The 19,813-nt window shown below is 34.5% G+C and carries 10 protein-coding genes; 2 read left to right on the top strand and 8 right to left on the bottom strand.

Annotated elements, in window-relative coordinates; all coding sequences use genetic code 11:
* Positions 1–85: 85 nt before the first annotated feature.
* The 4 genes from DXU93_RS13850 to DXU93_RS13835 all read right to left on the bottom strand — a co-directional run bounded on the left by DXU93_RS13850 (position 86) and on the right by DXU93_RS13835 (position 7,804).
* A complete protein-coding gene (locus DXU93_RS13850) occupies positions 86–2,611 on the bottom strand; it encodes a lamin tail domain-containing protein (protein ID WP_116881901.1) in 2,526 nt (841 codons plus the stop codon).
* Positions 2,612–3,142: 531 nt separating this feature from the next.
* Positions 3,143–4,702, bottom strand: a complete 1,560-nt coding sequence (locus DXU93_RS13845; protein WP_116881900.1) for a T9SS type A sorting domain-containing protein — start codon at positions 4,700–4,702, stop codon at positions 3,143–3,145.
* Positions 4,703–4,708: 6 nt separating this feature from the next.
* Positions 4,709–6,691 (bottom strand): T9SS type A sorting domain-containing protein, encoded by a 1,983-nt coding sequence (locus DXU93_RS13840; RefSeq protein ID WP_116881899.1) that lies wholly within the window; start codon positions 6,689–6,691, stop codon positions 4,709–4,711.
* Between the two features lie 21 nt (positions 6,692–6,712).
* The gene (locus tag DXU93_RS13835) at positions 6,713–7,804 is read right to left on the bottom strand and encodes a hypothetical protein (RefSeq protein WP_116881898.1); all 1,092 of its coding nucleotides are present in this window, start codon (positions 7,802–7,804) and stop codon (positions 6,713–6,715) included.
* Between the two features lie 133 nt (positions 7,805–7,937).
* Here DXU93_RS13835 and DXU93_RS13830 point away from each other — a divergent pair, with 133 nt between their 5' ends.
* Positions 7,938–10,733 carry a sensor histidine kinase gene (locus tag DXU93_RS13830; protein WP_116881897.1) on the top strand — a complete coding sequence of 932 codons (2,796 nt, stop codon included), beginning with the start codon at positions 7,938–7,940 and terminating at the stop codon, positions 10,731–10,733.
* Positions 10,726–11,439: a LytR/AlgR family response regulator transcription factor gene (locus DXU93_RS13825; RefSeq protein ID WP_116881896.1), complete on the top strand. Its 714-nt coding sequence runs from the start codon at positions 10,726–10,728 to the stop codon at positions 11,437–11,439. The genes DXU93_RS13830 and DXU93_RS13825 overlap by 8 nt, the downstream gene beginning before the upstream one ends.
* Before the next feature lie 13 nt (positions 11,440–11,452).
* Here DXU93_RS13825 and DXU93_RS13820 read toward each other — a convergent pair whose 3' ends face one another.
* The 4 genes from DXU93_RS13820 to DXU93_RS13805 all read right to left on the bottom strand — a co-directional run bounded on the left by DXU93_RS13820 (position 11,453) and on the right by DXU93_RS13805 (position 19,707).
* Positions 11,453–12,187 (bottom strand): hypothetical protein, encoded by a 735-nt coding sequence (locus DXU93_RS13820; RefSeq protein WP_116881895.1) that lies wholly within the window; start codon positions 12,185–12,187, stop codon positions 11,453–11,455.
* 216 nt (positions 12,188–12,403) lie between these two features.
* Entirely contained in the window at positions 12,404–14,560 is a 2,157-nt protein-coding gene (locus DXU93_RS13815) for a prolyl oligopeptidase family serine peptidase (protein ID WP_116881935.1), read from the bottom strand.
* Between the two features lie 351 nt (positions 14,561–14,911).
* Positions 14,912–16,909, bottom strand: a complete 1,998-nt coding sequence (locus DXU93_RS13810; RefSeq protein WP_116881894.1) for a urocanate hydratase — start codon at positions 16,907–16,909, stop codon at positions 14,912–14,914.
* A gap of 173 nt (positions 16,910–17,082) precedes the next feature.
* Positions 17,083–19,707 (bottom strand): valine--tRNA ligase, encoded by a 2,625-nt coding sequence (locus DXU93_RS13805; RefSeq protein ID WP_116881893.1) that lies wholly within the window; start codon positions 19,705–19,707, stop codon positions 17,083–17,085.
* Positions 19,708–19,813 lie beyond the last annotated feature (106 nt).

Below are 19,813 nucleotides of genomic sequence, written 5' to 3'. Positions count from 1 at the left end.
TAAAACATGTGTCAATGTCATAAATAAAAAAAGCGTTTTTCTTTCGAAAAACGCTTTTTTTAAAACTTATTTTTATCAGTTGCTTCTATTGCTTTACAACTTTAAATGATTTTTGGATGCTACCATTGTATATACGTAATGTATAAAATCCTTCTTGTAAACTTTCCATTGAAATTGTTTCTTTATCTGTACTATTAAACAGATTATTTTCAACTAGTACTACTCTTCCATTCATATCTACAAGCTCCATTTTCAAGGTTTTTGCACCTGAATAATTGGTGATTGTTAAGACACTTGAAACTGGATTTGGGTAAACCGAGACTTCAATCTTAGCCTCCTTTTCTAAACTCAAATAATCACAAGTACCATCTACGTCAATTGTATAGATTGCAGTATCCGCAGGACAATTTCCTGATGTTGCAACAATATATTTATAGTCGTAAGACCCTGTTGCGGCGAATGTAACAACTCCCATTACCGAATTATTTGATTCATCTAACCAGCTTCCTACGTTGCCTAATGCACTTAATGTATCAAGATCTATTGGTTCATTCATACACACAAATATAACTACATCTACACCAGCTTCATTTGTTGGGTTTATTGTCAAATCTAATGTAACAATAGAGTCACAGCCATTTACAGCTCCCCCAACAATTGTATGTGTTGCTGTTGTGTTTGATGCTGTGTAAGTCATTCCATCAATCCATGTGAAACTTCCGCAAGCAACTTGAACATCTGTTCCAGTAACGAAATTGTTTATTGTCAAATCTAATGTAACAATAGAGTCACATCCATTTGCAGCTCCTCCAACAATTGTATGTGTTGCTGTTGTATTTGATGCTGTGTAAGTTATTCCATCAATCCATGTGTAACTTCCACAAGCTACTTGAACATCTGTTCCTGTAACGGAATTGTTTATTGTCAAATCTAATGTAACAATAGAGTCACATCCATTTACAGCTCCGCCAACAATTGTATGTGTTGCTGTTGTGTTTGATGCTGTGTAAGTCATTCCATCAATCCATGTGAAACTTCCGCAAGCTACTTGAACATCTGTTCCAGTAACGAAATTGTTTATTGTCAAATCTAATGTAACAATAGAGTCACATCCATTTGCAGCTCCTCCAACAATTGTATGTGTTGCTGTTGTATTTGATGCTGTGTAAGTTATTCCATCAATCCATGTGTAACTTCCACAAGCTACTTGAACATCTGTTCCTGTTGCCACTAGGTTTATTGTCAAATCTAATATAACAATAGAGTCACATCCATTTGCAGCTCCTCCAACAATTGTATGTGTTGCTGTTGTGTTTGATGCTGTGTAAGTTATTCCATCAATCCATGTGTAACTTCCACAAGCTACTTGAACATCTGTTCCTGTAACGGAATTGTTTATTGTCAAATCTAATGTAACAATAGAGTCACATCCATTTACAGCTCCGCCAACAATTGTATGTGTTGCTGTTGTGTTTGATGCTGTGTAAGTCATTCCATCAATCCATGTGAAACTTCCGCAAGCCACTTGAACATCTGTTCCTGTTGCCACTAGGTTTATTGTCAAATCTAATGTAACAATAGAGTCACATCCATTTGCAGCTCCGCCAACAATTGTATGTGTTGCTGTTGTATTTGATGCTGTGTAAGTCATTCCATCAATCCATGTGTAACTTCCACAAGCTACTTGAACATCTGTTCCTACTGCCACTGGGTTTATTGTCAAATCTAATGTAACAATAGAGTCACATCCATTTGTAGCTCCTCCAACAATTGTATGTGTTGCTGTTGTATTTGATGCTGTATAAGTTATTCCATCAATCCATGTGTAACTTCCACAAGCTACTTGAACATCTGTTCCTGCTGCCACTGGGTTTATTGTCAAATCGATTGTCATTACAGAATCGCATCCTGCTGCGTTTGGAATAGTATCCATATATGTTCCACTTGTTGTATAAACCTCATCACCACTTGGCACAGTATAGCTAGCACATGCTACCTCCGTAAATGATGATACAGTGTTACATAGTGATAAACAACCATTATCTGCAGCTCCAGGACTTCCTAAAACTTCTTTTCCATTAGTAATAACATTGGTACTAGATGTTGAAGCAATCCAATTTATTCCATTATCATTGTCAGAATTTGGATCACACAAAACTAGGGAAGCACCTCCTCCATCTGGGTTACCTGCAGATGATCCGCTAGGCCACACTCCACCATCATCGAAATCAACGACATCAATAGTAGCGCCTCCACCATCTACAAGAATAATATCCTCACCTCCATTAGATAGACCTCCTGAGGTCCATTCAATTGCAGTTGAATAACCGAATACATTTTGTATTGCTGCTGCGTCAACGGCAACCACGAGGTATTCTCCTGGATTCATTGTGACAGTTCCAAAGGTGTGTGACACACCTTGACTAAATGACCATCCGTTGAGATCAACACTTATATTATCATTATTGTAAAGTTCAATAAACTCTAAAGAGTCTTGTCCAGATTCTGGTGGATTATACATTATTTCAGTAATAACAATATCTTGTGCTTTTAGTGCACTTGATAAAATAAGCATTACCACTGTAAGCATAAAAATGTAAAATTTCTTCATTTTAAATAGAGGTTGTTTTTTAATCGCAATCGTGCGAAAATTTAATTAATATTTTTTTCGAGCCGCGAAGATAGAATGAAAAGTTAGAAGACCGATGATTTGAATGTTACCAAATTGTGATGTCCGATAGAATTTAGAGTTGATAATATTCTTGATTTTATAAAGCACTAAGAACAAGAGAATAGCAAAACCATCCAATAATCGTAAAATTTAATAATTAAGACGCTTAACTCATGAAATGGGATTCAGCTTGGAATATCCAAACCTTTTTGAAGCGGGACGATTGAATAGCAATTCAAGTTCGAATTATTTCCATGCAAACTCTTCATCAATTAAGTACTGCAAGAATTCGATAAAAGTATGGAGTTTTAGACTAAAAAAACCAGTTACGCATAACTACGTAACTGGTTATTTTCATTAATTACTAGGAGAACCCATGTAAAAATGAACTCATTATTCAACCTTAATCGTATTTTCATTCCAAATACAAAAAAGTTTAGATCTAGATTGTTGGTTGTATTCAGTTAAAAATCATTTAACAATTTTACTAGATTGGCCTTTCTGGTCAACATATTCAACATTAACGAAGTATACTCCTGCATCTAGCGCTGATAAGTCAGTGGTATAACTCTTCGAATTCACCTCATGTGATTCATAAACCACTTGACCCATCGTGTTTCTAATTACAACACTTTCAATTGTAGAATTCGATTGAATGTGTACTTCTTCTATAAAAGGATTAGGAAACACGTTAAAATTAACTTCTGCAACATGCTCTAAACTTGCAGTTTCATCATATTGATAAGCCCCTATTGAAAGATTTCCCTGTCCATCAAATCGTGGATTGCCAGCCAGATCTCTTGTTGGATATTCTTGTCCCGGATAAGAGTTGTTTAAAAACTGGTTATCGTAGTAAGCTAAATCTCCAATTGTTTGATATGCCGCTATTGGCGTATAGTCTTCATTCGCTGCATCAACAAAAGGAGAAGAAGTTACTTCATGCGTATTTAGCAAGTTTAAGTTATCTGCAAAATCCTGTACGTTTTGATTAGAACTTGTATTGGAAATATTCAATTCACCAGTTACGCTACTACCTTGTAAACTCTCTCCAAAAATAGCGTTTGCTCCAGGATTATTATAAAAAATATTATTGTTCACAAATGCGTGAAGAGCACTGCCCCCACCTCCGTGTTGATAGACAATAAGTGAAGAAACGTTATTTGTATTAGTACCAGTTTGTGGGTTGCCCACGAATGTGTTGTTTGTTAAATACAAATCAATGTCGCTTCCGCCGAAAGCTGTAAACTTAGCGCACGTACCCATTTGAAATGAAGATTCTGAACTATTGTTTTTAAATAAGTTGTTTACAAAATGAACATCCGAATACGTCCAGTTGCTACTCGAAGCCCTAAATTCAATGGTATATGATGAAGAACCGTCTGTGTTTACGTTATCTTCAATTCTATTGTTAAATAGATAGAAGCCACTACCATTTAAATCAGAATAATAGAGTACACCTGCTCTGTTCTTAGCAACATTTTCTCTGATAATACAATTAGATATTTGCAGATTCTCAAGAGAAGTACTAATAACATTAATACCACCACCCGATTCAGTTGTACTATATGCACGTTCTATAATTAATCCGTCAAACAAAGCACGATTAGGACTTGAAACTTTAAATACATTTGCTGCATTTAGCAACATACTTGAATTAGAACTACTTGGTGCCCCAGTATCATTCCAATCTACATCTCCGCTTATAATAGTCGGATGATTTTGTATATCTCTTTCATTAAGATCTGTTTCATTACCGGAAAATCCACCATATAAAAGTGCATCATTAGTCACCAAGAAGCTTTGATTTTGAGATAGTCGTGTGTAAAAACCTTCTGCAATCCATATTTCTGCTCCAATATAATTACTCGAACTTGCAACGTGCAAAAGCGCATCGTTTAAATCTGTATAGGCATCTACCCATGAACTTCCATCATTGTTACCGGTAGCATCATCATCTACATAAAATCTATTTAACGCTGAAGCCGACAAGCTTATTGCTATAGCCAAAAATGTTATGTACAATCTTTTCATTTTCAGTTATTTTTTGATTAGTTTATATTTCAACTGTGATCCATTCGCTAAAATTGTTACAAAATAAACTCCAGGAGCATCGTTCAAGTTGAGATTTACTTTTTCTGTAGATTTAAAACCATTGGAATACACTTCTTTCCCTGTAATATCCGTAATGTAAACGGTTAAAGATTCAATCGTTTCTCCCAAGTTTATTGTGAAGTCACCATTTGTAGGATTAGGATAAATAGAAATATTCAAAGCAGAATCAAAATCTTCAATCCCAGCTGTACCACAATTTTCACTCCAAGATGCAGTAGCGTCTTTTAACCAGCCTTCGCCTTGAACCCAAGGGGTAGGTGTATACCCTGTATCGTGTTGAATACAAGTTAAGTTAGGATTATTAAACGCAGTCATCATTGACATATTATTGTTGTTGCCATTGGCGACATTTAAACTGGTTAATTGGTTAAAAGTACAATTTAATGTTAATAAAGCTGTATTTGCTGAAACATCTAAATTAGTTAATTGATTTGAAGAACAGTTTAATACTGTTAAAGCAGTAAAAGCTTCAATTCCTGTAAGGTCGCTTATCCCTTGACTTGGTATTTGTATATTTCCTGTGTAGGCTTGCGCTTCTGTTTCGCAAATTTCACCATCTCCGTCTGTATCTATCGGGCTAATTCCATTACCTGTAATTGTTGTACCCTGAGCTAATAAAGCGGCTTTAAAGTTGGCATCGGGGATGTTTACAATGTTTGCACAGCTCGAATTACAATTTGTACTCCAACTTGCAGTAGCATCTTTTAACCAACCTTGGCCTTGAACCCAAGGAGTAGGTGTATACCCTGTATCGTGTTGAATACAAGTTAAGTTAGGATTATTAAACGCAGTCATCATTGACAGATAATTATTGTTGCCATTTGCAACATTTAAACTCGTTAATTGGTTAAAACTACAATTTAATGTTAATAAAGCTGTATTTGCTGAAACATCTAAATTAGTTAAATTATTTTGAGAACAATCTAAATGTGTTAAAGCAGTAAAAGCTTCAATTCCTGTAAGGTCGTTTACCCCTTGACCTAGTACATATATCTTTCCTGTATAGGCTTGCGCTTCTGTTTCGCAAATTTCACCATCTCCGTCTGTATCTATAGTGCTAATTCCATTGCCTGTAATTGTTGTACCATGCTCTAATAACGCAGTTTTAAAATTAGCATCGGGGATGTTTACAATGTTTGCACAGTTCGAAGAAGCGTTTTTCTCGTTAAATAATGTAGTTATATCCGTTTGAGTAATTGGGAACTCATAAAAACGGAAATTGTCAATTTTTAAACCTTGAGATGTACCATTTCCAATGTTCTGTGAAGGTAGATAAATATCTAAACCTCCAAAAACCCAAACATTGCTTAAACTAACTGTATATTGCTTATCCAAAACTTCAACATCATCAAGATAAGTACGTAAATAATACTTTCCTCCACTCGTCCAATACACCATTTTTACAACTAAATGATGCCATTCATTATCTAAATAACTTGCAAACGTATTATAAGTACCCGTAGGGCTTACTCCAATAGATGCTTGACTAACCGTTAAAGCTGAAGTGTTATTACTGAAGTTTAATACATCAATTGTTAAACCATTACTACTACCTGGATCTTTTAATTCTAATAATTGAAAATCACCAGTTCCTTGATTTGCTTTAAACCAAAAACTAACTACATATTCTTTTACATTTCCAGAAAAAGTAATATTTCCTACGTTACTAAGTGATGCTCCGTCAGGCGAAATAGCGCTAGTCCCTTGTTCAATTCCAGGAACAAAGGAAGCAGTATGGGATGGAGTTATACCTCCTGCATTATAGGAACTCCCGCTCGTTTCTATGAAATTACCCGTATCAAATTTATATTCTACAACTAAATCTTGAGTTGGTATTTGTTGGGCATTTAACTCCTTCCCTAAAAGAGAAAGCCCAACAGCCGATAATATCAGAATTGTTTTTTTCATTTTTAAATTAATTTATTTTGATTAGTTTTTGTATTTCATTGCATCATTTGGATTCACATAGTAGATTCTTTGGTCGTTATACAACATGTACGTTTTTCCAAAGTCTCCTCCTCCAACATAATCTTGAGCGATGTAAAAACCTTCGCGTTTATAATTTCCTTGAGGTGTTTTCATTACCACAATAGCTTTGGCTACTCGTTTTAATGTTGCCCCTGTAAAAGGATGTTTTTTAATTTCCCAATCTGTTGAAGTCACATAAGCATAGATTACTTCTTCTTTCCATTTGTACCCTTTTGCAGTTCTTTGAATCAAAGCCAAAGCGTCAGATTTCAAAGCCGCGTCTTTCATTCCTTCTGCAGGCAATGGCTTCGCATCTTTAATTTCATCGTTTTTCCACATGGCACGTAAAGCATCAAATTTTTCAAATACAACTTTAGAAGTGTACTCTACATTTTTTTGATACTCTTTAAACTTTGTAGTGTCTTTGGCAGCGATGATGAAAGATTCTGGTGTAATATTGTTCATCCACTGATGCCCAATCTCATCATTTTTGTGATAAACATTTGCACCAATTAGAATTACACCTGGTTCTAAAAGCAAGCATTCACCATTATACCAAGAAGAAGGACCACCTGTCATTCCCATTTGGAACATTACATTTCCTTTATCAGCGGAACTTTTATATCGATCTGGTACCATTGCATAATTTGAGTTTCCTTCATCCCAATGAATTTGCATCGTGTGTTTTTCTTGATCATATTCAATGGCGAATCCTAAATAGGCTTTTGTAGTATCTTTACTGAATTGATTGGCAGGAGCTTCAATGGCAAAAGTGTTGATATAATAATTGCCTGAGAAATCAATATCATCTGTATAATCCGCAGTGTGTACTCCTTTAATAATCATTTGACCATTTTCAGCCACAAACAATCGATCATGGTCCGCATAAGTTTGCTCATTCAATTCTTTTTCACCAATAACAGGCATTGATGCAGACTTTACACTCGATTTAGTACTCTCGATTTTGTTTTTCATTTTATTTAACGCACCTAATTGAGCAGCAGTGTAGTTACCAAGGCACAGTAATGCGAAAAACAGGATTAACTTGTTCATTTTTCTTTGATTTTAATTTAAATTCAGAGCAAATTAAACAAGAAGAGGTCAAATTATCTGTAAGCAATTGCTGAACAACAGATATAATTGCTAAACGACAAAACCATCGATTTTTTTTATATTAATTTTGAATATGTTTAAACATTACATAATAGCATTCATCACATTTTTACTTTGTTTCCCTCTATTTAGTCAGGAAAATGAACCAATGACTATTCCTATTGACTATGAAAATTTCGGAACTGTATATGATATTGTCGAATATAAAGCCAAGAATGAAATATTGATTGCCTCAGAAAAAGGGCTATTCAGATATACAGGAAAAGTGCTATCACCACTTCATAGTGAAACAGAAGAAACTTTTCATAAAATATATTTACAAAAAGAAAAAGTCTATGCTTTAAGCTTCAATAATAGCATTTATCGTCTAAAAAATGATAGTCTTTTATTTATCCAACATTTTGAAGAAAACATCAAAGACTTAATAGTTATCAAAGATTCCATTTTTGTTACTACTCCGAAATCACTTTTTGTTGGTCAAACAGCTGATTTTATGAAAATAGATTTTGGAATTGACCATTATCATCATGGATTTATAAAAACGAAAAAGGGTAATTTCTTAATCCGACAAAGCAAAAATACAATTGACTTATATAACCTACAAAAACAATGTAAAACCCCAACACAATTTAAAAAGTCAGTTCGCAAGGTCTTCACATCTAAAGAAAACAATTACCTCGTTTCTGAAAACATTGTATATGAATTTGATCAAAATTCTAGTCAAATTAATATGCGCTTTGATTTGCCAATTCGGCTTTTAAATGTAAAACTATACGACATCAAAATTCAAGAAAATGGATTGATTTCCATTGGACATAATGATGGTTTATCTATTTGGATGCCTAATCAAAAAAAATGGAATCATTATTTTAGAGGAACACCGATCCACGCAGTGTCTTCCGATCAATTTGAGAATATTTGGTTGGGCACAAAATATGAAGGAGTTCTTCAAATTCCATCTATTAACATTTTAAAAAATGACATTAGCTCTATACTTCAAAGAAAGGAAAAAATTGTAGCTTCTTATTTGACGAATGGGAATTTATTTTTGGGAACTAATCTCGGTTCACTTATTTCGTGGAACATCGAACAAGACATCAAGAAAGTAATCCATTTGGCTAAAAATGGAGAAGTACAATCTATAGCACACAAAGACGACCTTTTATATGTTTATTGTGATCAATTATTTGTGATTGATTTAAACACATATACTGTAATTGAAACAGAAAAGGTTCACTCCACCAAAGATATTTATGTAGATAGTGATGTTTTTGTGGCTACATCTGAAGATTTTCAAAATTTGACACAAGGGATTAAAATTGACAAAGGAAAGTGGCATAATTCAATATATTATAATCCAAAAGATGAACTATTTTATTTAGGTACAAAAACGGGTTTAAAAATTGTCAATCGCAATGATTTTTCGGTTGTAAGTACAGTTGAAAAAAAACGAAACATCACTGAAGTACTTGAACTCAACAGTGATTTATTCATGTTTGATTTCAATGGAGAAGCTGTTGGATACCATTCAGGAAAAACAACTAAATTACCTATAGCCAACATTCGTAAGGTTGTTAAAATAAATGATAATGAAGTGCTTTGTTATAACAAAAGTGAAGTTGTATTATTCAATGCTGCATTTAATAAAGGGAGAAAGATCAATTTTATTTCGGCTATTACAAAAGGGAAAAACATTGTCTCTATTTCAACAAGCAACAATAATCTATACATCACCACATTGAGTGATGTTTACATTATTCAAAACTATGCTCAATTCTTATACAAAACTCCTCCACACGACATATCATTGATTGTTAGCAAAAAGAATGGGGAAATTATTACTAAAACCATTAATTTATCACATAAAAACAATGGATTAGAGTTGTATCTTAAATCAAATAAAGACCTGTCCTTCTTTACCTATTACGATTTATACTATACCATTGGAGATCAAGAAGGAGAATGGACAAAGATAGAACCAAATCAACAAAATGCTTTTCAGTTTAATTTGGCCTTTGTTCCTGAAGGGAATTCTGTATTACAATTTATCTTAGAAACCAATGATAACACACTAAAACATTCTGTAAACACCTATGTTAACGCTCCATTTTACAAATCTTTTTGGTTCATTCTTATTATTTTTATTTCCATTACCTTTTTATTGATCGTCATTCAAAAAAGAAGGTTGAATTTGATGAAAAAAGAAAATCTAAAACGAATTCAGGAAGAACGATTAAAAACAAGATTGTTTAAATCAGAACTAACGGCAATTCGTTCACAAATGAATCCACATTTTGTCTTCAATACCCTTTCGTCTATTCAATTGAAAATTGCAAAAAAAGAAACAGGTGCAGCCTTCAAAATGGTTCAGAAATTTTCTTCATTAATGCGAGGAATTTTAAACTATTCACAAACAGAATTGATTTCTCTAAAACAAGAGTTAGATATTCTCAATAACTATTTAGAATTAGAGAGAAACCGTTTTGAAGATGAATTAATCATTGAGATGAACATTAATGAAGAAATGGATTTAGAAGACTTTAGAATTCCATCATTAATCACACAACCAATTGCTGAAAATTCAATTCATCACGGATTAAAACATAAGCATGGCGAAAAGAAAATTAGCATCATTCTTCATAAAATTGACGACTTGTCTTATTCCTTAGAAATCATCGATAATGGTATTGGAATAGAAAAAGCAAATCAAATTAACGCTGAGAATAAAAAGCCAGATTCATTTGCGATGAAAGCCATTAAAAAACGTATTTCATATATTAATTCCCTCAATGAAATTAGTGTAGATTTAGAAATAGCTTCCAATGAAGAAGGAACGAAAACCACCATAAAAGTTAAAGAATATGATTAAATACATTGTAGTCGATGACGAGCCTAACCCAAGAGAATTATTGATTTTTTCAATAGAATCACTCGGACTTCCTTTCCAATTGGTAGGAGAAGCCAAAAATTTAATGGAAGGCGTTGATTTAATACGAAAAGAAAAACCTGATGTTGTATTTCTAGATATTCAAATGCCTGAACATATTGGATTAAAAATCAAATCATTTTTAAATGAAGAAGAATTCAATTTCAAATTGATTTTTGTCACCGCATATGATCAATATACCATACAAGCGATAAGACTTTCTGCTTTCGATTATTTACTAAAACCAATAGAACACACTGAACTTTCTGCATGTTTGGAACGTATATTAAACGAAAGGAAAACAGAAAACACCTATCAGCAATTGAAGACAATTGAGAATCAAAATGTCATTGTGATCAAATCACATGAAGGAACATATTTTATCAATATTCATGAAATTATTTCTATAACTGCAGATGGAATGTACAGTAAATTTCAATTAACAGACAAAGTTATTCTCTCCTCAAAACCATTAAAAGTTTATGAAGAAATTCACGATAAATTATTCCGTTGTCATCGATCACATATTATCAATCTCGATCACATTGAAAAATTAGAAGGTCAAAATGTTGTTCTCAATGACCAGCAACAATATCCGGTTTCCCGAAATTACAAAACAGATTTAGTAAGGATTTTGAAAAAGAGCTAGCGTCTAATTTTAATCATTTTGCAATGGAATAAAAAGCACTTGTTTTTTCAGTGTTGCTCCACTGAATTATCAAGCTATCTTTATTTAAAAACTTAACAATCCCTCTTTCAACACCATCAAGAATGTCTTGCTTGGTGAAAATTCTTAAGGAATCATGATGTAAAGTGTATTTGTATTTTAGCTCATTCGAACAAAAGGCTATAGCATCGAATTCGAATAAAATAGAGGTTTTATCTTCTTTATTCCCCCATGCTTGAAACAAGTATTTTTTATCAAAGGAAAAATTAGATATTAGACTTTTCGTCGGCTCTTCTATTTGTTCATCCCAGGTCCATACGCGGATCAAACTGTCTAGTTCAGAATCAACAGCATTAACTTGGTCTTTCCTTGGAGTTGATGAATGATAAAGCGATGATTTATCATCTTTTCCAGACGAACTCAATACTGGAGGTTTTTCTGATTCAAACGAAAAGGATTCATCGCTCCAAGATTCTGATTCATTTCCAAAAGCAACTTGCTCAATTACGATTCCATTGGCAGCAATAAACACAACTATAACCAACAAATTGACATAACTATTCTTGTTTACAAAAACAGTAATATATCCGCCAATTCCTATCAATAAGTAGAACCCCAAGAATGCCAGAACATTTACCCCGCTACCAAAAGACAACTTTTCAATCCAAACCAATAATATTAATAGAATTAAAGAAGTTATTAAAGTAATAGCGGTGTAATGAATCTTCATTTTATGGTATAAGCTTTCTGTCAATTTATTGGTTTACAGTAAAAATAAAAAAAATATTGCAGTTATATGTTAATTCAAAATTTCCTTTTTGTTAATTAATTAGTACAATAAGGTTTATTTCCCCTAAATAAAAAAGCCAGTTGCTAAGTAAACTTCACAACTGGCTAATTTCAAATTAAGCTTGAGGTTTAGAACCAACTTAGAATTCGTATTTCTCTACTTTGTATTTCCTAATTCAGTCACCCCCATATTATACAATGTAAATCCATAAATATCGGCATATTGCTGAATGGTTTTACTGATTGGTGTTCCAGCACCATGACCTGCATTTACCTCAATACGAATCAACATTGGATTATTACCCGCATTTTTCTTTTGTAGTTCTGCAGCAAATTTAAATGAATGCGCAGGCACTACTCTATCATCATGATCTCCTGTTGTAATCATTGTAGCTGGATAAGTAACTCCCTCTTTCACGTTGTGAACTGGAGAATATCCAAGTAAATAATTCAACATTTCTAGAGAATCTTCAGCTGTTCCATAATCATAAGCCCAACCTGCTCCGGCAGTAAATGTATGGTAACGAATCATGTCTAATACTCCAACTGCTGGTAATGCAACTTTGAATAAATCTGGCTCTTGTGTCATGCACGCACCTACCAACAATCCTCCATTTGATCCACCGCGAATTGCTAAGTAATCTGATGAAGTGTAATTATTTTCAATTAAATAATGAGCTGCACTTATAAAATCATCAAACACGTTTTGCTTTTGCATTTTTGTTCCAGCATTGTGCCATTCTTTTCCGTATTCTCCTCCACCACGAAGGTTAGGAACAGCATAAATTCCACCATTTTCCATCCATACAGCATTTGCTGTTGAGAAAGATGGTGTTAGACTTACATTAAATCCACCATAACCATATAAAATTGTTGGATTGTTTCCATTCATTTCAACTCCTTTTTTATGGGTGATAATCATCGGAACTTTTGTTCCATCTTTAGATTCATAAAACACTTGTTTGGAAACAAAATCATCTGAATTAAAATCAATTGAAGGTTCCCAGTATTTTTTGGATTCTCCATTTTCTGGATTAAATTCAAAAACACTATTTGGAGTAACATAATTCATGAAAGAATAGTAAAGAACTTCATCATCTTCTTTACCACCGAATCCTCCTGCAGAACCTATTCCTGGAAGTTCAATCGAACGAATTAATTTTCCATCAAAATCATATTGCTTTACTTCGGTAGTTGCATCTACCATATATTGTGCAAAGAAGTAACCAGCTCCTTTAGAAATAGACAATACATTTTCAGTTTCTGGAATAACATCTTCCCAATTTTCTGCTGTTGGATTGTTAAAAGTTGTTTTTACCAAGCGTTTATTTGGTGCATCTAAATTTGTGCTGATGTAGAAAGTTTCACCCTTCGTAGTAACAACACCTGCGTCTTGGTCATATCCTGTAATTAATGGTTTGATTTCAGCATTTTCTTTTGTCAAATCAAGAACACTCAATTCATTTCCAGAAGTAGAAACAGAACCAGAGATAAACAAATATTTTCCATCTTTAGAAACTGAACCTCCAACATATCTTCTTTTTTGCTCCTCTGTAGCTCCATAAATTACAGGATCATCTGCTTGAGCTGTTCCTAATTTATGGTAATACAATTTATGTTGGTCTGTCTTTGCTGACAACTCACTTCCTTCAGGCTTGTCATAACTACTGTAGAAGAAACCTTCGTTGTTTTTCCAAGAAAGTCCTGAGAATTTAATATCTATTAAAGTATCTTCAATAATTTCTTTGTTTACAGCATCCATCACAATCACTTTTCTCCAGTCGCTTCCTCCCTCAGAGATTGCATACGCTGCCAAAGTTCCGTCTTCTGTAAAAGAAAGTTGACCCAATGATGTTGTTCCATCTTCAGAAAAAGTATTAGGATCAAGGAAAACCTCCTCATTACCATCTTGATCTTTTCTATAAATAACCGATTGATTTTGAAGACCATCGTTTTTAGAATAGTAAACGTAATCTCCCTTTTTACTCGGCGCAGAAATACGTTCATAATTCCATAATTCCGACAATCTAGATTTTAGTTCATCACGGTAAGGAATTTTATCTAAATAATCGAAGGTTACTTCGTTTTGAGCTTTTACCCATTCTGCTGTTTCATCACTCATATCATCTTCCAACCAACGATATGGATCTGGAATCACTTTTCCAAAAAGCGTATCTGCATCATTGCGTTCATCTGTTTTGGGATATTCCAATGCTGTTTTCATTTCTTTTGATTCTTGATTTCCTTGTTCTGCCTGGTTACATCCAATGAGGATACTTCCAAGTAAAGGAATGACTAATAACTTTTTATACATAGTTTTTTGCATTTTGAATTGGTTAAATATAAGGAAAAATAAGTATTTGAATACCTCGATTTGATTAGGGTGAAATAGGAATGATGGAACACAGATGACACGGATGCAAGCAGCGCATATTTAGGCGGATTAAACTCAATAATTTAAAACAAATGGAAAAGGAGGGGTTACAAACCATATCTACATAATTTCATTTTTTTCGGCCGAGAGAAAGTTGGAAGATTTTGTTGAAGGCAACAAAAAAGGGTCAACCTTTCGATTAACCCTTCAATATTTAAGATTTATTTTTAAAATGCCTAATGCTTTTGATTAAAAGCTTAAGCCAATTACGTAATTCGTAATTTCAAATTCCTAATTAAAAAGATTTTCATCAACCAAATTCGGTATTGTAACTTTTAATTTTGGTTCCATTTCCATGGCGCGTTTGATGGCAAACATCGCACCTTCGTTTCTTGCCCAATTTCGTCTTGCGATTCCATTGTTCACATCCCAGTGCAACATTGATTTTAATCTTCTATCAGCATCTGCTGTTCCATCGAGTAACATTCCAAAACCACCGTTGATGACTTCTCCCCAACCTACTCCACCACCATTGTGGATAGAAACCCAAGTTGCTCCTCGGAAAGAATCTCCGATAACATTTTGGATGGCCATGTCGGCAGTGAATTGTGAACCGTCATAAATGTTTGAGGTTTCTCTAAACGGTGAATCTGTTCCTGAAACATCGTGGTGGTCTCTTCCTAATACTACAGGTCCAATTTCGCCTTTTTCAATTGCTTTATTGAAGGCTTCAGCGATTTTCATTCGACCAATAGCGTCAGCATACAAGATTCTCGCTTGTGAACCAACCACTAATTTATTTTCTTGTGCGCCCTTTATCCATTGGATGTTGTCGGCCATCTGCTGTTGAATCTCTGCTGGACTTTCTTTCTGCAATTCTTCTAAAACTTGACAAGCAATTTCGTCAGTTTTCAATAAATCTGCTGGATCGTTTGATGCACACACCCAACGGAAAGGTCCAAATCCAAAATCGAAACACATTGGCCCCATGATGTCTTGAACATACGAAGGATATTTAAAATCAATTCCATTTTCTGCCATGATATCTGCTCCAGCACGAGAAGCTTCCAATAAAAATGCATTTCCATAATCAAAGAAATAAGTTCCTTTAGCTGTATGGTTATTGATTGCATTGGCGTGACGTACTAACGTTTTCTGAACTTCTTTCTTAAATTGCTCAGGGTTTTCAGCCATCATTTGATTGGATTCTTCCAAAGAAAAACCAACTGGATAATAACCTCCAGCCCAAGGATTATGCAATGATGTTTGGTCTGATCCTAAGTCCACTTTTACGTTTTCTTCATCAAATTTCTCCCACACATCAACGATATTTCCTTGGTAGGCAATGGATACAACTTCTTTATTGGCTTTGGCTGTATTTACACGTGTAACCAATTCATCTAAATCCGAAATCACCTCATCTACCCAACCTTGAGAATGACGTGTTTCTGTAGCTTTTTCATTGATTTCAGCACAAACAGTGATACATCCTGCGATATTTCCTGCTTTTGGTTGTGCTCCAGACATTCCTCCAAGTCCGGCTGTTAGGAATACTTTTCCTGCTAAACCTTCACCATTAACAGAAATCTTTCTTCCTGCATTGAGTACAGTAATTGTTGTACCGTGTACAATTCCTTGTGGTCCGATATACATAAAAGAACCTGCAGTCATTTGGCCGTATTGGGTTACCCCAAGTGCATTGTATTTTTCCCAATCATCAGGTTTTGAATAATTCGGAATCATCATTCCATTGGTTACCACAACTCTTGGTGCATCTTTATGCGAAGGAAAAAGTCCCATCGGGTGCCCTGAATACATGACCAAAGTTTGTTCATCTGTCATTTCAGATAAATACTTCATTGTTAAACGGTATTGCGCCCAATTTTGAAAAACTGCACCATTTCCTCCGTAAGTGATTAACTCATGTGGATGTTGCGCTACTGCATAATCCAAGTTGTTATGGATCATCAACATGATCGCTTTCGCTTGGTCACATTGTCCAGGATATTCCGCAATATCTCTGGCGTGCAATTTATAGTCTGGACGTAAACGGTACATATAAATACGACCGTAAGTCTTCAATTCTTCTTTAAATTCGGGTAACAATTCTGCATGTTGTTCGGAAGGGAAATAACGTAATGCGTTTTTCAACGCCAGCCTCTCTTCTTCTTTCGTAAGAATTTGCTTCCTTTTTGGTGCATGATTAACAGATGAATCATACGGTTTTACAGGTGGAAGTGTTGAAGGAATTCCTTCTTGAATGTCTTTTTGTATATCTTGTAATGTCATGTTAAAAAAGTTTTATTTCTATTACGAATTATTTGAATAAGATAGTTCTTTTTATGTCACCCTTTCAGGGTTTTTTATTTCCTTTTTTATTCTAAAACCAAGGATTTTCACCCTTGGCTTTAGTCATATCATTCTTTCAGGATTTATATTTTAATGGAGAAGGAGTGAATACCTTACCCTAAGCCATTCAGTTTTTCTTCCAAGATTTTAATCTTTTCTTGCGCATCGGCTAGTTTTTTCTTTTCGACGGCCACAACTTGTTCAGGAGCGTTATTCACGAATCTTTCGTTTCCTAATTTCTTTTGAACAGATTTCATAAACCCTTGTGTATATTCTAACTCTTTCTTTACTTTCTCTATTTCAGCTTCAACATCAACTGTTTCACCAAAAGGAATATAGAAGGAAGTGTTTTTGACGATAAAAGAGAAAGCATTCTCCATTTTCTCATCGATATAAGAAAGTGAACTTATATTCCCCATTTTTATTAAAACAGGATCCATTGCTTCTGCGTGATTGTTACTTTTCACAATCCCTAGCTCAATCTCAATCTTATTTGCAATGTTATTTTGCTTACGGATATTTCTAATGTTTGAAATAACTTCAGCAGTTGTTTTAAATTGCTCAATCAATTCTTGATTAACCTCACCTGCTTCTGGCCATGAAGCAACAATAATATCATCTCCTTCTTTTCTGTCACCCAACAAATGCCAGATTTCCTCAGAAATGAATGGCGTAAATGGATGAATAATCTTCATTAATTGCTCAAAGAATTCAACTGTTTGTGCTTTTGTTTTTGCATCAATAGGTTGTTGATATCCTGGTTTAATCATTTCCAAATACCAAGAACAGAAATCATCCCAAACCAATTTGTATGACGCCATTAGTGCATCTGATATTCTGAACTTTTCGAATTGATCATTAATGTGAACCAAAGTGTCGTTTAGTTTACTTTGGAACCAATTAATTGCAATTTTTGAAGATTGGGGTTGTTCAATATCTGCTACTTCCCAAGCGCTAACCAAACGGAAGGCATTCCAAATTTTATTGGTAAAGTTTCTTCCTTGTTCACATTGACTTGTGTCGAAAGGTAAATCATTCCCTGCTGGCGATGAAACCAACATACCGATTCTCACTCCATCAGCACCGTAATCTTCAATTAATTTAATTGGATCTGGTGAATTCCCCAGTGATTTAGACATTTTACGGCCTAATTTATCACGAACAATTCCTGTATAGTAAACATTTTTGAATGGTTTTTCTCCCATCCACTCATATCCAGCGATAATCATTCTCGCTACCCAGAAGAACATAATTTCTGGCGCAGTTACGATATCGTTTGTTGGATAGTAATATTTAATTTCTTCGTTATCTGGATTTGTTAACCCATCAAAAACAGAGATTGGCCATAACCAACTAGAGAACCATGTATCTAATACATCTTCATCTTGTTTAAGCTCAGACTCCGTAATTGTTTTACCCGATTTTTCATTGGCTAATTTTAAAGCTTCATCCATTGTTTTTGCCACAACAAAATCATCTTCACCTTCTCCGAAATACCACGCTGGAATTCTATGTCCCCACCACAATTGCCTAGAAATACACCAATCTTTGATGTTTTCCATCCAGTGACGGTAGGTGTTTTTCATATTGTCAGGGAAAAAGTTGATGTTTCCATTCATTACATTCTCCAAGGCTGGTTCAGAAATGTTTTTCATATCCACAAACCATTGTAAAGAAAGACGAGGTTCGATTACCGCATCAGTTCTTTCAGAAAAACCTAGTTTGTTCACATGGTCTTCAATTTTAACCATGAACTCTTTTTCTTCCAATTCTTTTGCAATGGCTTTACGCGCTTCGAAACGATCCATTCCTTCGTAATGCATTCCTTTTTCATTCAAAGTTCCATCTGCATTTAGAATATCAATTACTTCCAAGTCATGACGCTCTCCCATTTCATGGTCATTTACATCATGCGCAGGCGTAATTTTCAAACATCCCGTTCCAAATTCCATATCTACATATTCATCTTGAATAATTGGAATAGCACGGTTAGCGATAGGCACAATGGCTTTTTTACCCACCAAGTTCACATAACGCACATCGTTTGGATTAACACAAATTGCAGTATCACCCAAAATTGTTTCTGGTCGTGTTGTGGCAATTGTTAACCATTCATCCGTTCCTTCGATTTGGTAACGAACATTATATAATTTTGAATTTACCTCTTTGTGGATTACCTCTTCATCTGAAAGGGCAGTTTTCGCAGAAGGATCCCAATTCACCATTCTTACGCCACGGTAAATCTTTCCTTTTTTGTATAGATCAATGAAAATATCTTCAACAGATTCGGCATAACTTTCATCCATTGTGAAAGAAGTTCTTTCCCAGTCACATGAAGCACCCAATTTTTTCAATTGGTCAAGAATAATTCCCCCATGTTTTTCTTTCCATTCCCAAGCGTGTTCCATGAATTCATCACGAGAAAGGTCTGATTTTTTAATCCCTTCTCCACGCAATTTATTTACCACTTTCGCTTCTGTAGCAATTGAGGCATGATCTGTACCAGGAACCCAACAAGCATTTTTTCCTTGCATACGCGCACGACGAATCAAGACATCTTGAATGGTATTATTCAACATGTGTCCCATGTGTAAAACTCCAGTCACATTTGGCGGTGGAATTACAATCGTATAAGGTTCTCTTTCATCTGGCTCACTGTGGAAGTAATTCTTCTCCATCCAGTGCTTATACCACTTGTCTTCTGCTTTTTTCGGTTCGTATTTTGTTGGAATTTCCATGCTTATTTTCTTGTTTGATACAAAGATAATTAAAGCGTAGGAAATCGAGGAGGGTTGGGTGGAATATTAATTATGAATGGTACGTACGAATTGCAATTCGTACGTA

The organism is Brumimicrobium aurantiacum (assembly GCF_003402975.1).
GTDB lineage: Bacteria > Bacteroidota > Bacteroidia > Flavobacteriales_D > Crocinitomicaceae > Brumimicrobium > Brumimicrobium aurantiacum.
Note: the sequence above shows the minus strand (reverse complement) of the source record. Positions and strands in the feature narration are given on the sequence as shown.